Raw genomic sequence first — 14,474 nt, 5'->3', positions numbered from 1 at the left:
CGAATGCTGCAAATCAGACGCGCCACCCACGACGACGGCCCCATCGCCTTCGACATCCGCCTGCAGGCGATCCGCAGCCAATGCATCGGCGCCTACACCGCCGAACAGATGCTGACCTGGACCCGTGGCGCCGCCGAGGACGGTTACACCGCGCTGATGGCCAAGCCGTTCTACCTGGGTTGCGTCGATGGCGAGCCGGTCGCCACCGGCATGCTCGACCCGGATCATCGAGAAGTCGGTGCGCTGTTTGTGCTGCCAGGTTTTATCGGGCGCGGGTTTGGCGGGCAGATGCTCGAGCACCTGGAGCAGCTGGCGCTGGAGCTGGGGATTGAGGAGGTGGTGCTGGACGCGACGTTGAATGCTGCTGATTTCTATCGTGGCCGCGGTTACGAAGGCTGCGAGCAGTCGATCTATCATTCGCCTACGGGGCTGGAGCTGGCGTGTGTGCCGATGGTCAAGCGTCTGACTGTTTGAACGCGGCGCGCAGGCGCTCGATCACGCCCGGCACCGTGAGCCCGGCCGTCGCGGGTGGCGTCGGGTTCTCACCGAACTCGCGCCAGATAAACAGGGTGAGTTCGGCCCCATCCGTCGCCGCTTGCCCGTTGCTGCCAGCGCCGAAGTCTTGCAGCACCCGGTAGCGCTCATCCTCCCAGAACAGCGTTTCGACCCAGTCATAGACAGGGATCAAATGAAAGTGCAGCGGGAAGCCGGGCATATGCCCAAAGCGGCTGATGTATAGCCACTTGGGTTGGAGCTGTACTTCCATCACCCGCTGGGTTTTCGCCAGTAGGCCACCCATTTGCGCCAGGGCCGCGTCGGGTAGGTCAGCCAACGAGCTGATTGGCGTCTTGGCCCCCAGCATCAAATAACCGGGCAGGGCCGAGGCCAGGTGATGGTTGAGCAGCCAGTGTTCGGTTTCGTGGAGGATATGGGACGGAGCAATGTGCATGGCCGGGCACCTAGGTCGGGCCGGCAGGATACCAAAGGCAACTCCCTGTATGGTGGAATACAGCCCTGGCTACCTGGCTGACCACGGGTGTTGGCGCGGGCATGTGTTGTTGTGCCTGGAGGGGGAGTTGCAGACCGAACTGGAGGATGGCCGCCAGTTCACCCTGACGGCGGGGATGAGTTATCAGGTGGGCAATGACAGGGACGGGCACCGGTCGAGCACAGCAACCGGGGCCAGGCTGTTTATTGTGGATTGATTTGTCGTCCATCGGCCGAGACGGATCCATCGTGGGGTTTTCAGAGTTCGGTGCCCCAGCAAAACTCCCGCATTTGATGGGCGGTGTGGCACAAAACTCTGCACCCGACAAAGATCCCCTGTGGGAGTTGGATTGCTCGCGGTGGCCATAGGTATCCTCATCTGGGTATGTGTACATATCCATTGCTGCGGTCACGGCCACTTAGGGTTCCGCCCTTACGGCGGGTCACTTTCGAAGAGCGCGAAAGTAACCAAAGCGCTTTTGCCCCACCACTCGGTGCCTCGCCTAGGCTCGGCATGCCCGCAGTCAGGCATTGCTCCGTGGGCCCGCCGCGATCGGCCATCCATGGCCGTGTCGCGGCTACCCCGGCATCCATGCCGGGGTGCCCACTGCGCAATACCTGCCTGCGGCCATCGTGGTTTAACGGGGCGCCTAAGATCAAAAGCAGAGCAACAGCAACAGCAGAACAAGAGCGCGAAGCTGCATTCCCCTGTAGGAGCTGGCTTGCCTGCGATGACGCCCGAAAGAACACATCAGAGTATCTGGTATTCATTCGTCATCGTTAACGACCATCGCGGGCAAGCCCGCTCCTACAAGGGTACGCGTACGCTTCGATGATCAGGTCGGCTGTCAGGCCGCCTCGCTTTGCTTGTGATTTTGATCTTAGGCGCCCCGTTAAACCACGCTGGCCTTCATCCGATATTGATTTGGGGGGTAAACCGGCAGGACGCCGGTTTAGCCGCGCTGGGCCATGGATGGCCCATCGCGGCGGCCCCCCAAATCAATGTCGGATGACGGGCACACCGAGCCTGGGCGAGGTGCCGAGTGGTGGGGCAAGAGCCCTTTTGGTTACTTTTGGCTGGGCCGGCACTCCGGGCTCTTTTCCAAAAGTGACCCGCCGTAAGGGCGGAACCCTAAGTGGCCGTGACCGCAGCAATGGATATGTACACAACCCCAAGAACCACGAAAGAGATGTGTAAATACCTATGGCCACCGCGAGCAAGCCAGTTCCCACCCTCAGGATCAATGGTTCATATGATGACCGTCAGCACTGCCCAGGCTGCGGGCCGGCGCCTGGATTTCGAGGGTCTGCTTGTCACCCTTGGCATCTTCCACCGTCAGGGTCAGCGGCACTTGGTCGCCTTCCTTGATCTGGCCCGTCAGGCCCATCAGCATCACGTGATAGCCCTCGGGATCGAGCTTCACCGCCTGGCCGGCCGGGAGTGCCACGGCGTCCACCGGGCCCATGCGCATGACGTCGTCTTTCATGCTCATCTCATGAATCTGCACATCCTTGGCCACCGGCGACTTGACGCTCAGTAGTTTGCTGTCGCTGTCGGCGGTGAGGGTCATGAAGGCCCCGCTCGAATGCTGCCCCGGCACGGTGGCGCGGGCCCAGGCGTCGCTGACCTGCACCTGGGCGCTGGCGTGGGCGGCCAGACCCAGCAGGGAAAGACCGAGGGCGATGCGCTTGAGGGTATGGACAGCAGTCATTAGCAGACCTCCATGACGGTGAGCAGGTCTTCTGCGCACTCTTTGGCGTTAAGGGATGCCGACAGGCCCAGGCGCAGGTTGCCGCGGGTGTCGAACACAAAACTGGTGGCGGTGTGGGACAGGGTGTAGGTGTCGCCGGCGGGGATCTTTTCATAAAAGATCCCGAATTCCTTGGCGGCCACGGCGATTTCTTCCGGCGTGCCGTAGAGCGCTTCGAAGCTGGGGTCGAAGGCCTTGACGTAGGCGTCGAGCACCTGGGGCGTGTCGCGTTCCGGGTCCAGGGTGATAAAGATCACCTGCATGATTTCGCCGTCGCGGCCCATCATCTTCTTGGCCTGGGCCATGCGCGCAAGCGTGGTGGGGCACACGGCCGGGCACTGGGTGAAACCGAAGAACACCACCGGCATCAGGCCGCGGAACGAACTCAGGGTGACGGTCTCGCCGTCGGTGTTCTTGAGCTTGAACGTGCGGCCCATGATCTTGTCGCTCAGGTCCTTGCCGTACTTGAAGTTCAGCTTGGGGCCGGTGTCACAGCCGCTCAACAGGCCCAGGCCCAGCAGGCCCATACCGGTGAGGACCTTGCGACGGGTGAATAACGTACTCATGAAATGGGCGTCCCGTGAAGCGCCTGACGGCTGCGCATAACAGGTCAGTCAGGCTTTGAAAAGCGGTGAACAATAAGGCTGGGTAGTCTACCGGCCTTGATCACGCTTGATAATCTGCGACGTTCTGCCACAGGGGCGGTGGCCACCTTACCAGCCAGGGCGCTGATTGAGTCTGTGGCACACTGTCGCAGAGACCGCCAAAGGCCCGCCGCACAAGGCGTTGGGCAAATGTTTCAACGATTATCAGGGCCCTTGACCGGCATCAAGGCGCCGCTCGTCCGCACTGGGGCACAGTCACGGTACAAGGACCGGCCACCGTGAGGCTCTGATGCTCTATCTCCTGTTCCTGCTGGCCCACCTGTTCGCGGCGCTGATGTTTATCGGCACGGTGTTCTTTGAAGTGTTGATCCTTGCCAGTGTGCACAAGCAACTGCCGGCCCGCGTGATGTTGCTGGTGGAGCAGGGCATCGGCCGCCGCGCCAGGGCCTTGATGCCGTGGGTGCTGCTGGTGTTGTTTGGCGCCGGGATCGGCATGGTCTGGTTGCGCTATCTGCCAGTGTTGGCGGCGCCATCGAGCTCGGCATTCGGTGCCTTGCTGACCCTCAAGCTGATCCTCGCCGCCAGCGTGCTGATGCATTTTTTGCTGACGGTGTGGTTGATGCGCCGTGGGCGGGTCAGCGCGGCCTATTTGCGCTTCGTCCATCTGAGCCTGTTCTGCCATATGGTTGCCATTGTGTTGCTGGCCAAGAGCATGTTCTACATCACCTGGTAAACGTCGGCGCTTGATGCATATCAAGGTGCGCTGCCCGGTCGCACCGCACAATGACCCACCTTAGCCAGACCCGGAGGCCGTCATGCTCACTGTCATTCATCCCGCCCGCGAGTGGCACCTGCGCCGTGACCAAAGCGTGTTGGACCAGGGCCAGGTCGACATCGGCAAATTCCATCCGGGCATCGGCTCCCTCGACCTGCTGCGCGCCTTGCGCAGCAGCCGTCAGCGCCAACGCCCGCTGGCGCTGAACCTGCAGTGGCCGGCAGGCCTGGTGGCGGATGACTACCTGGGCGCGCTGGAGCAGGAAATCCACCTGGTCGGTTGCCACGTGGGCGGCCGGCAACCGGTGGACCAATTCCATCTGGGCGGCGCCACCCCGGCGATCGCCGACCTGCAACGCTTGATGGCGCACCTGCGCAGCCGCCTGCATTTTCTTGAGCATGACCAGGGTGACTACAGCCTCGACCTCGACCCGCTGCACACCGACTGGGCAACCATGGGCCTGTTGCGCGACCTGGGGTTCAACCACATCAATATCGGCGTGCCGGATGCCAGTGCCGAGGCCACGCCGTCGGTGGCCGGCTATCAGGACCCGGCCCCGATCCAGTCGCTGATCGACGCGGCGCGCACCTTCGGCTTTCGTTCGGTGAATGTCGACCTCGGCTACGGCCACGCCTGGCAGACCTGCGACAGCTTTGCCGCCAAGCTGGCCAGCCTGATCGCCCTGGAGCCGGACCGCCTGCAAGTGTTCGACTATGCCCAGGCGCCACGGCGTTACCAGCAGCAGCCACGGCGTGCGCTTTCATCGAATGTCGACAAGTGTGGCATGCGCCGCATCGCCTTCCAGCGCCTGGAGGCCGCCGGTTATCACTACATCGGGCTGGGCCAGTTCGTACGCCCCGACGACGACCTGGCACTGGCCCAGGAGCGTGGGCACCTGAGCCGCAATTGCCAGGGTTTTACCCGGCACGGCTACTGCGACCATATCGGCTTTGGCCTGGGCGCCATCAGCCAGCTCGACACCCTGTATGCGCAAAACACCGAAGACCTGGCGCGCTATCGCCAGCAACTGGACAGCGACCTGCTGCCCACCGCCCGCGGCTGGCGCTGCGAGGCCGGCGACCAGATCCGCCAGCATGTGATGGAGCGCCTGGCCTGTGACCTGGAGTTGGATATCCAGGCCCTGGAACGCCGCTATGGGGTGATTTTTTCCCGCTATTTCTCGGCGATCTGGCCGCTGCTGGAGCATCTGCACCAGGATGGCCTGATCGACCTGTCCGAGCGCTTCCTCTGTGTGCTGCCAGCGGGCCGGCAGCGGGTCGAAGCTCTATGCGCACTGTTTGACCGGGCAGGCAGCGCGGTTCCCCCTTGCTCCAACGATGAGACCATCGATCATGAAAGCGTTTGAGTTCAACCGCGCCCTGGTGCAGAAATACGACCGCCCGGGGCCGCGCTACACCTCGTACCCGACCGCGCCGCAGTTTCACTCAGTCTTTGCCCTGGACGATTACCAGCAGGCGGTAGCGGCCAGCAACCAGGCGTTGGCACCCAAGGCGCTGTCGGTGTACATCCATATCCCGTTCTGCCAGAGCCTTTGCTACTACTGCGGTTGCCACAAGATCATCACGCGCAAGACCCATCGCGCCGTGGAGTACCTGGGCTACCTCAAGCGCGAAATCCAGATGCAGGCCGCGCTGTTCGACCGCGCGCGGCCCCTGACCCAATTGCACCTGGGAGGCGGTACGCCGACCTACCTCGACGATGCACAACTGGCCGAATTGATGGACTGCCTGGCGCAGGGCTTCAGCCTGGATACCAGTGACAATCATGAGTTTTCCATTGAAGTGGACCCGCGCACCATCAGCGTCGAACGGATCCACAACCTGCGCGGGCTGGGCTTCAATCGCCTGAGTTTTGGCGTGCAGGACTTTGATGCCGATGTGCAGGCGGCGGTCAATCGCGTGCAGAGCGAAGAGCAGATTGTGCAATTGGTCTTGGCAGCCCGTGAGGCAAGGTTCAAGTCGATCAGTGTGGATTTGATCTACGGCTTGCCGTTGCAGACCGTGGCCAGCTTCGACGTGACCCTGGGCAAGCTGATTGCCCTGCGCCCGGACCGCGTGGCGGCCTACAGCTACGCGCATTTGCCCACGCAAATCCGCGCCCAGCGCATGATCCGCCCCGAAGACATGCCCCCGCCGGAGCGCAAGCTGGAACTGCTTGAATTGACCATTCGCCGGCTGACCGAGGCGGGCTATGTGTATATCGGCATGGACCACTTTGCCTTGCCCGACGACGAACTGGCCCTGGCCCGGGCCAATGGCACCTTGCAGCGCAACTTCCAGGGCTACTCGACCCATGCCGATTGCGATCTGATCGGCCTGGGCGTGTCGGCCATCGGCAAGGTGGGCGACAGCTACAGCCAGAGCGTCAAGGAGTTGTCCCAGTACTACGCGCGGATCGACGCCGGGCTGTTGCCGGTGCAGCGCGGCTACCGCCTGAACGCCGATGACGTGCTGCGCCGCGACGTGATCAACGGCCTGATGTGCCACGGGCGCATCGACTTTGCCGGGGTCGAGGCCGGGCATGCGATCCGTTTTACCGAATACTTTGCCCACGCGTTGTCGCGGTTGGATGAGCAAGTGGCGGATGGCTTGCTGCACATCGAGGACGATGCCGTGCAGCTGTTGCCCCAGGGGCAATTGATGGTGCGCAGCGTGGCGATGGCCTTTGATGCGTACCTGGGCGGGCAGCAAAAGGGCCAGTTTTCGCGCACGGTCTGAGCCTTGGCGTGCTGCAGGAGCCGGCCAGCCGGCTCCTGCAAGGCTACGTTCCGGCAACCGAGTTGGTGCGCTCCACCTCTTCCACCAGCTTATCGATCCCTTCCAGTCGCACCCGATTGTCGTGATCCCACGGATGAAACCCCGGCTTGAAGTAATGCAGCCACGGCCGCGCCATGCGCGGGAACACGCCCTTGGGGCCGTAGAGAAACTTCAGCATCCGCCAGAACCCCTTCAGATGCCCGCCCGCGCGGCGGTCGGCGATCAACAGGCGCAGGTGGAAATCAAACACCACCAGCCAGAAAAACACCGTGGTGAACAGCATGGTCCCGGTGCGCAGCAAGTAACGCTTGGGCCCCGGCTTGATCACGCTGTTCCACACATCGAAGGCCACGGCCTTGTGCTCGGTTTCTTCAAGGGCGTGCCAGTACCACATTTGCTGGTAGCCCTTGAGCGAATCACCAAAACGGGTGGGGTCGCTGAGCAGGATCTCCGCGAGCATCGCCGTGTAGTGTTCCAGGGCGATGGTCACCGCCAGGTTGAAGGACGGCGGCAAGTGCTTCTTTTGCAGGTCGAGCATAAATTTCAAGCGCCGGTCCAGCAGATGGGCCGGCAGCCCGGCGGCTTGCAGCAGATCGTTGTAGGCCATGTGTTCGCGGCTGTGCATGGCCTCCTGGCCGATAAAGCCCTGGATCTCCTTTTTCAACGCCGGGTCGTCGATGCGCTGGCGATAGTGGCGCACGCTGTCCATGAAGAACAGTTCGCCCTGGGGAAACAGCAACGACAGGGCATTGAAAAAGTGCGTGATGAACGGGCCTTGTTCATGCCAGTCCTTGATACGCTCGGCGGGCAGGACGAAATGCAGGTCGCGGCGAATGGGCAGCATCATGGCGACTCCTGTTCAGTGATGGGGTTGGGCAGCGGTGGCTTGCGCTTTTTCGGTGCCATGCGCCGGCTGGCAAACACCACCAGTGCCTGGTAGGCCGCTGGCAGGCAGCGCGCGAGCAGGTCCAGGGCGTAGGCGTCGCGGCCGATCAGCACACGGCGTTTGTTCTTGCGCACGCCTTGCAGGATCACCTTGGCGGCCTGGTCGGCGTCGGTGATAAACAGTTTTTCGAAGTCGGCGCGGGCCTGTTGTTCGCTGTGGATCAGGAACCCGGTCATGTTCGCGTCGATCCGGCTGCTGCGGCAGATGTCGGTACGGATCCCGCCGGGATGCACGCAGGTGGCCGAGACGCCGCTGCGTTGCAAATCCAGCTCCTGGCGCAGGGCTTCGGTGAAGCCGCGCACCGCGAACTTGGTGGCGTTGTAGCCGCTCATGCCGGGCTGGGCGAACAGGCCGAACACGCTGGAGGTGTTGACCACATGCCCGTCGCCACTGGCCTTGAGGTACGGCAGGAAGGCCTTGGTGCCGTACACCACACCCCAGAAGTTAATGCCGACGATCCACTCCAGGTCGGCGTAGTCCACACCTTCCACGGTGCTCGACAGGGCCACCCCGGCATTGTTGAAAATCAAATTGACCTGGCCGTGTTCTGCCGCGCAACTGGCGGCCCAATCCTCCATGGCCTGGCGGTCGGCAACATCCACCTCCCGCGAGGTCACGCGGATCGGCGCCAGGGTGCTGCGCTGGATCAGCTCCACGGTTTGTTGCAGCCCGGCCTGGTTCTTGTCTGCCAGGGCCAGGTGGCAACCCTCGCGCGCCAGGGCCAGGGCCAAGGCGCGGCCCATGCCGGACGCGGCACCGGTGATGGCCGCCACACGGCCATTGAATGACTTCATGACAGGCTTCCTTCTGCGGTGGCATGGGATGGCGCGACGGGGCGCGACGGGGCGCCGGTCACTAATGGCGTGACTTGATAATCGCGCAGGGCGAACTGGCGGGTGACCTGCTTGAAACGCCAGGTCGAACCGGGCCACAACGTCGTATTTTTGCCGGTGCGCGGGTCGAGGTACCAACTGCGGCAGCCGCCCGTGTTCCAGATGGTGCGCTGCAGCTTTGCCTGGATTTGCTGGTTGTAGGCGCTTTCTACCGCCGGCTTGACCTCGATCGTGGCAATTTGCTGGCGGCGCATCTGTTGCAGGGCATCGAGGATGTAGGTGACTTGCGCCTCGATCATCAGAATCATCGAGTTGTGGCCCAGCCCGGTGTTGGGCCCGACGATCAGGAACAGGTTCGGATAGCCCGGCACGGTGGTGCCCTTGTACGCATGGGCGCCATCGCGCCAGGCCTCCATCAGGTCGACGCCACCGCGCCCGATGATGCAGTCGCGGGGCAGGGGATCGGTGGCCTGGAACCCGGTGCCGAAGATCAGGCAGTCAGCCGGGTGCTTGATGCCATCGGCGGTGATGACCCCGTCGGCTTCGATCCGCAGCACCGTCTCGGTGACCACTTCGACATTGCTGCGTGACAGCGCCGGGTAGTAGTCGTTGGAGATCAGCACGCGCTTGCAGCCGATGGTGTAGTCCGGCCGCAGGACCTTGCGCAGGGAAGGGCGCGCCACCTGTTTGTGCAGGTGACGCAGGGCGATTTTCTGCACCACTTTCATCAGGCGCGGGTGCAGCGCAAACCCCACCACCCGACCTTCCAGGGCCCAGTAGAAGGCCCCGCGCACCAGGCGCTGGGTGAACGGCAGATGCTTGAACAGCCAGCGCTCAAAGCGTGAGATGGGGCGGTCCGGCTTGGGCATGATCCACGGCGCGGTGCGCTGGAACAGGTCCAGGTGCGCCACTTGCGGGGCAATACGCGGCACGAACTGGATGGCACTGGCGCCGGTGCCAATCACTGCCACGCGCTTGCCCTTGAGTGAATAGTCGTGGTCCCAGTGCTGGGAGTGAAAGCGTTTGCCCTTGAAGCTGTCCAACCCCGCAATATCCGGCAGCGCCGGGCGGGACAGGCCGCCCATGCCCGACACCAGCACCCGCGCACTGACACGGCGGCCATTGCTGAACTGCAGTTGCCAGCGTTGCAACTGCTCATCGAACACCGCCCGTTGCAGGCCCATGCCAAAACGCAGGTACGGTGCCAGTTCAAAGCGCTGCGCGCAGTGCTCCAGGTAGGCACGGATTTCCGCCTGGGGGGCAAACTGCCGGGTCCAGTCGGGGTTGGGCGCAAAGGAAAACGAATAGACGTGGGATTGCACGTCACAGGCGCAGCCCGGGTAGTGGTTGTCGCGCCAGGTGCCGCCCAGGGAGTCGGCCTGTTCGGCAATGAAGAAGTCGTCGAGCCCGGCTTGCTTGAGTTTGATCGCCATGCACAGGCCGGCAAAGCCTGAGCCAATGATGGCGATATCAACGCAATCTGCCGGGCCGCTCGGCGGGGTAGAGGCATTCATAGGGTGTCCCTCGTGGGCTGTGGGCGCCTTACGGGTTTTGACATCGGATGTGCTCCTTTTTTGTTTTTGGCTTTTTAGATAGAACACCATTGCAAAGAAAAATTGTATTTATTATTTTAAAAAAGATTTTAAATAATCTGCCTGAAAATATCGCCTACGCTACAACCTTGTCCTTTATGTGCGATTTGTCCGACGGACGAACCTTTACGCACGCAGTTGAAGTCCAGGGTGTGGACGATGGCTGAGGTCTTGACCAATACCGGTCGGATCGCCAGCAGCAGGGAAGCAGAGGACCGAGCTATGGCTGTCGAATGGGTTGTCGCTGCGGGTGTGTTTATGGCTGCCAGTGCGGCGTTATGGGGCTTGAGTGCCTGGATGACGCGCCGTATCGAAGCGGCTGTTCCAAGCAACGGGCGCTTTGTGGAGATCGATGGCGAGCGCTTTCATTATGTAGACGAGGGCAAGGGCCCGCCGCTGGTGATGATCCACGGCCTGATGGGCAGCAGTCGCAACCTGACCTATGCCTTGTCCGCGCAATTGCGCGAGCACTTTCGGGTGATCACCCTGGACCGCCCCGGCTCAGGCTATTCCACCCGGCACAAAGGCACCGGCGCCGACCTGCCAAGCCAGGCCCGGCAAGTGGCGACCTTTATCCAGACCCTGGACCTGGGCCAGCCCCTGGTGCTGGGGCATTCCTTGGGCGGGGCGATTTCCCTGGCCCTGGCCTTGGACCATCCCCATGCGGTGTCCGGGCTGGTGCTGGTGGCCCCGCTGACCCATCCCCAGCGCATGATCCCCCTGGTATTTCTATCGCTGGCGGTGCGCCCGGGCTGGCTGCGGCGCTGGGTGTCGCGCACGCTGACCGTGCCCATCGGCATGCTCACCAGTGGCGCGGTGGTCAAGGGCGTATTCGCTCCCGACCCGGCACCGGCCGACTTCGCCACCCGTGGCGGCGGCCTGCTGGGGATGCGTCCCGATAACTTCTATGCCGCCTCCACCGAAATCGGCCTGGTCAACGATTACCTGCCCGATATGGTCAAGCGCTACGCCCAGTTGCGCCTGCCCATCGGCCTGATCTATGGCTCGCGGGACAAGGTGCTGGACTTTCGCATGCACGGCCAGGCCCTGGCGGACAAGGTGCCAGGGCTCAAGCTGCAGCTGGTCGAAGGCCGTGGCCATATGTTGCCCATCACCGCTACCGAGCGGGTGGCAGCATTGGTCGAGCAGGTGGCCAAGCGCAGCAGGCCGCTGGAAACAGCCACAGTCCTGCACCCGCCCTTTGCGTTGGCGAGCAAATAATCATGAACCCCACGGTGCGGTCGAAAGTCGCTAACGCTTGCCCTAGACACCTGACCGAACGGCTGAAAAAGAGACTGCCCGGTCACGTAAAAAAGGCCTCGAAAAAGTAGTTGACGACCTATCGGTTCCGCGCTATTTATTTAAAAAAATATTTCAATATTTATTTTGAAATGATTTTTGAAATGCCTAAGAGCGAATAAAATAATGAAAAAAACGCCTTTTATCGCATGGTTGATTTCAAGTGGCCTTCAGTGCCGCCTGAACCTGTTTCCTGTCTCTTTTGCTTCGCTCTCCCTCCCTGCCGCGCAGTGCGTCCGGAGGTTGCCATGAATCAGACCCTGGCTGCCCCGCACGTTTGGACCGACGGCAAGCGCCACCTGTGGTGGCTGGGCATCATGCCTCTGGCGACCCCGCTGCTGTCGGGCGCCCTGGCTATTACTACGGGTGTACAAGAGCTGTGGTGGGTCGGTGTGCTGGTGATTTTCGGGCTGATCCCGTTGATCGACGGCCTGCTTGGGGAAGACGTCAGCAACCCGCCAGAATCCGCTGTCAGCGGCCTTGAGTCGCAGAAGTACTACCGCTGGATCGTCTACACCGGGGTGTTGTTGGTTATTTCATCCCTGGTGATGACCGGTTGGCTGGCGGTTAGCGGCATCGACTGGATGATCAACGGCGGCCTGCTGCAACTCACGGCGTCCATGGACCCATCGAGCTGGATGGCGCAAACCGCCAGCTTCCTGACCGCCCGGGTGCAACTGCATGGCGAGGTGAGTTGGTTCACCTACCTGGGCATGGCCATGTCCACCGGCGCCGCCACTGGCATCGCGATCAACACCGCCCATGAACTGGGGCACAAGCCGCGCCTGCTGGAGATTGTGCTGGCGAAGATCACCCTGGCGCCGACCTTCTACGGGCACTTCTACACCGAACACAACCGTGGCCATCACGTGCGCGTCGCCACTCCGGAAGATCCGGCCAGCTCGCGGCTGGGGGAGAGCTTCTGGGCCTTCCTGCCGCGCTCGGTGTGGTTCAGTGCGCGCTCGGCCTGGAACCTGGAACGCGAACGCCTGCGCAAGCTCGGCTTGCCAGCCTGGCACTGGAAGAACGGCGTACTCAGCGCCTGGATGTACAGCGTGGTGTTGTGGGGCGCGATGATCGCCTGGCTGGGTGCGGCGGTGATTCCCTTCCTGTTGATCCAGGGCATCTACGGCTTCTCGTTGCTGGAAGTAGTGAACTATGTCGAGCACTACGGGCTTAAACGCCAGAAGTTGCCCAATGGCCGTTATGAGCGGTGTTCGCCGCGCCACTCGTGGAACAGTAACCGTATTGTCACCAATATCTTTCTGTTCCAGTTGCAGCGCCACTCCGATCATCACGCCAACCCGACTCGCAGTTATCAGTCGTTGCGCCACTTTGATGAATCGCCGCAACTGCCGTATGGCTACGCCAGCATGATTGTCTGGGCGTATATCCCTTACTTGTGGCGCCGGCGTATGGATCGCCGGGTACTACGGCATTATTCGGGGGATGTCACCCTGGCCAATATCCAGCCATCCAAACGCTTGAAGATACTGGAGAAGTACGGCAAGACCAGCACCTTCTAATGTGAATCAACTGTTGTAGGGCGCACTCGGGGTCTGTGTATCGCGCAGGTTTTCATCGCCCACGGTTTGCCGGATTCGAGTGCTGCTTAAGTTGCAAGAAAGTTGTTTGACCCTAACAAAAATAAAATCAAGGGAAGGACGTACACCATGCAAACACCTGCCAAGTTCACCACCCATATCGTGCTCGCTGCGCTGGGCCTTATCGCCTATCACCAGGCCCAGGCCGCACGCATCGAACCTGCCGGCAGCGCCTTCACTGCCCAGGGCCCCATCAGCTTTTCCAAGGGCGCGCTGATCAGCGCCGACTGCACCATCAAGGTGGCCGGCAAGGTCGCGGCCGATGGTTCGCAAGTCAATGTCGACAAGGTCGAGTTCGACGGTGGCCTCAAGTGCAGCCGCGTCGAAGCCATCAACCTGCCGTGGATTTTAGTGGCCAAGGATGCCAAGAGCGGCTCCATGTCGAAGATCAGCGTCGATGTGCACGCCTTTGGCCTGGGCGGCAAGTGCGGCCCATCCACTGCCGAAGGCACCTGGGATAACGCCACCGGCAAGTTGGAGGCGGCCAATGTGCCGATTGGCGAAGACTGCAAGATCAAGACGGTGTCGATCAAGATGCCGCCGACGTTCAAAGTCGTCGAGTAAACCCCCGAATTTGTAGCGGTAAATGAATTGAAATTTGGCTGGAAAGGGAAGTTCTGCTGTTTCTCCGTGACCTCTCGATCATGGCCATTACCCCGGCGAAATGACTCGCCATACATGTGAGGAAAAATAATGAAAAGTTTGAAAACCCTCGTTTGTGTAAGTTCGTTTGCTCTGTGCTTTGGCGCGGCTTCGATGGCCAGTGCGGCGTCTATTGTTCGACCAGGTGGTCCAGGGACATTTGAAACCCCAACCGCGACTATCACCATCAAGACGCCGTCTTCGTTCAACCAACCCATCCAGTGCAACATGAACTTCAAGGGCACCGTCAACGCCGACGGTACCGCTACCATCACGAGCATGGAAAAGCGTGCAGGCGGTAATGCGCTGTGTGGTGCACCGAAGATGAAGGGGACCTGGACATTGACCGCCGATTCCGTCTCGACAGGCACCATTACGGGTGTCGGTTTCACAGTGGCATCCCTTCCGGCGACAGATTGCGGGCCTAGCCCGGTGCCTGGCCTTTGGAGCAATTCGACGAATACTCTGACGCTTGCCACCACCACTGCGCTGAGTGGCGGTTGCACTATCACGTCCATGTCGATCACGCCTGACCCTTTGTTGACCGTTACTCCTTGACCGAACGCCGGTCAGTAAAGGGTTGATCACCCGTAAAAGACAGGTGCCTCGTCAGGGGCACCTGTTGGGATAAGCCGGATCGGCAAGGCCGAGTTTGGTAGATAA

The 14,474-nt window shown here is 61.5% G+C and carries 14 protein-coding genes and 1 pseudogene; 9 read left to right on the top strand and 6 right to left on the bottom strand.

The features are described 5' to 3' along the window. The first annotated feature begins 3 nt into the window (after nt 1-3). Nucleotides 4-474 carry a GNAT family N-acetyltransferase gene (locus tag ACSSVH_RS15405; RefSeq protein WP_492633413.1) on the top strand — a complete coding sequence of 157 codons (471 nt, stop codon included), beginning with the start codon at nt 4-6 and terminating at the stop codon, nt 472-474. Here ACSSVH_RS15405 and ACSSVH_RS15400 read toward each other — a convergent pair. Next, complete coding sequence (locus ACSSVH_RS15400) at nt 455-949, bottom strand: HIT family protein (RefSeq protein ID WP_432754330.1); 495 nt, start codon at nt 947-949, stop codon at nt 455-457. The genes ACSSVH_RS15405 and ACSSVH_RS15400 overlap by 20 nt on opposite strands. A gap of 49 nt (nt 950-998) precedes the next feature. Between ACSSVH_RS15400 and ACSSVH_RS15395 the strand changes: the two are divergent. Further along, nucleotides 999-1,205: pseudogene (locus ACSSVH_RS15395) on the top strand (DHCW motif cupin fold protein); the annotation flags it as partial. 1,023 nt (nt 1,206-2,228) lie between these two features. Here ACSSVH_RS15395 and ACSSVH_RS15390 read toward each other — a convergent pair. Next, nucleotides 2,229-2,699 (bottom strand): copper chaperone PCu(A)C, encoded by a 471-nt coding sequence (locus ACSSVH_RS15390; protein WP_169955791.1) that lies wholly within the window; start codon nt 2,697-2,699, stop codon nt 2,229-2,231. Then, nucleotides 2,699-3,304, bottom strand: a complete 606-nt coding sequence (locus ACSSVH_RS15385) for an SCO family protein (RefSeq protein ID WP_169955790.1) — start codon at nt 3,302-3,304, stop codon at nt 2,699-2,701. Before ACSSVH_RS15385 ends, ACSSVH_RS15390 begins: the two co-directional genes overlap by 1 nt. Nucleotides 3,305-3,632: 328 nt before the next feature. On the opposite strand from ACSSVH_RS15385, the gene ACSSVH_RS15380 reads away from it, so the two are divergent. From ACSSVH_RS15380 to hemN, 3 genes are all read left to right on the top strand, one after another. Continuing rightward, nucleotides 3,633-4,076, top strand: coding sequence for a CopD family copper resistance protein (locus ACSSVH_RS15380; protein ID WP_169955789.1), 444 nt, complete (start codon nt 3,633-3,635; stop codon nt 4,074-4,076). Between the two features lie 82 nt (nt 4,077-4,158). After that, complete coding sequence (locus ACSSVH_RS15375) at nt 4,159-5,484, top strand: oxygen-independent coproporphyrinogen III oxidase (RefSeq protein WP_492633412.1); 1,326 nt, start codon at nt 4,159-4,161, stop codon at nt 5,482-5,484. Beyond that, the gene (gene hemN, locus ACSSVH_RS15370; protein WP_492633411.1) at nt 5,471-6,856 is read left to right on the top strand and encodes an oxygen-independent coproporphyrinogen III oxidase; all 1,386 of its coding nucleotides are present in this window, start codon (nt 5,471-5,473) and stop codon (nt 6,854-6,856) included. Before ACSSVH_RS15375 ends, hemN begins: the two co-directional genes overlap by 14 nt. A 43-nt stretch (nt 6,857-6,899) precedes the next feature. On the opposite strand, the gene ACSSVH_RS15365 is transcribed toward hemN, so the two are convergent. From ACSSVH_RS15365 to ACSSVH_RS15355, 3 genes are read right to left on the bottom strand one after another with little or no spacing between them, the layout of a single operon-like run. Continuing rightward, entirely contained in the window at nt 6,900-7,739 is an 840-nt protein-coding gene (locus ACSSVH_RS15365; protein WP_492634719.1) for a metal-dependent hydrolase, read from the bottom strand. Next, complete coding sequence (locus tag ACSSVH_RS15360; RefSeq protein WP_169955786.1) at nt 7,739-8,635, bottom strand: SDR family NAD(P)-dependent oxidoreductase; 897 nt, start codon at nt 8,633-8,635, stop codon at nt 7,739-7,741. The genes ACSSVH_RS15365 and ACSSVH_RS15360 overlap by 1 nt, the downstream gene beginning before the upstream one ends. After that, complete coding sequence (locus ACSSVH_RS15355; RefSeq protein ID WP_492633410.1) at nt 8,632-10,188, bottom strand: flavin-containing monooxygenase; 1,557 nt, start codon at nt 10,186-10,188, stop codon at nt 8,632-8,634. The genes ACSSVH_RS15360 and ACSSVH_RS15355 overlap by 4 nt, the downstream gene beginning before the upstream one ends. 300 nt (nt 10,189-10,488) lie before the next feature. Here ACSSVH_RS15355 and ACSSVH_RS15350 point away from each other — a divergent pair, with 300 nt between their 5' ends. The 4 genes from ACSSVH_RS15350 (at nt 10,489) to praB (ending at nt 14,369) form a co-directional block, all read left to right on the top strand. Then, nucleotides 10,489-11,487, top strand: coding sequence for an alpha/beta fold hydrolase (locus ACSSVH_RS15350; RefSeq protein WP_262376859.1), 999 nt, complete (start codon nt 10,489-10,491; stop codon nt 11,485-11,487). Nucleotides 11,488-11,813: 326 nt separating this feature from the next. Then, a complete protein-coding gene (locus ACSSVH_RS15345; RefSeq protein ID WP_492633409.1) occupies nt 11,814-13,091 on the top strand; it encodes an alkane 1-monooxygenase in 1,278 nt (425 codons plus the stop codon). A 147-nt stretch (nt 13,092-13,238) separates the two neighbouring features. Continuing rightward, nucleotides 13,239-13,733, top strand: a complete 495-nt coding sequence (gene praA / locus ACSSVH_RS15340) for an alkane oxidation protein activator PraA (RefSeq protein ID WP_170041041.1) — start codon at nt 13,239-13,241, stop codon at nt 13,731-13,733. Between the two features lie 129 nt (nt 13,734-13,862). Further along, nucleotides 13,863-14,369, top strand: coding sequence for an alkane oxidation protein activator PraB (praB, locus tag ACSSVH_RS15335; RefSeq protein ID WP_172311771.1), 507 nt, complete (start codon nt 13,863-13,865; stop codon nt 14,367-14,369). The last annotated feature ends 105 nt before the right edge of the window (nt 14,370-14,474 follow it).

The organism is Pseudomonas sp. HC1(2025) (assembly GCF_058742075.1).
This window is presented reverse-complemented; position numbering and strand designations above follow the sequence as displayed.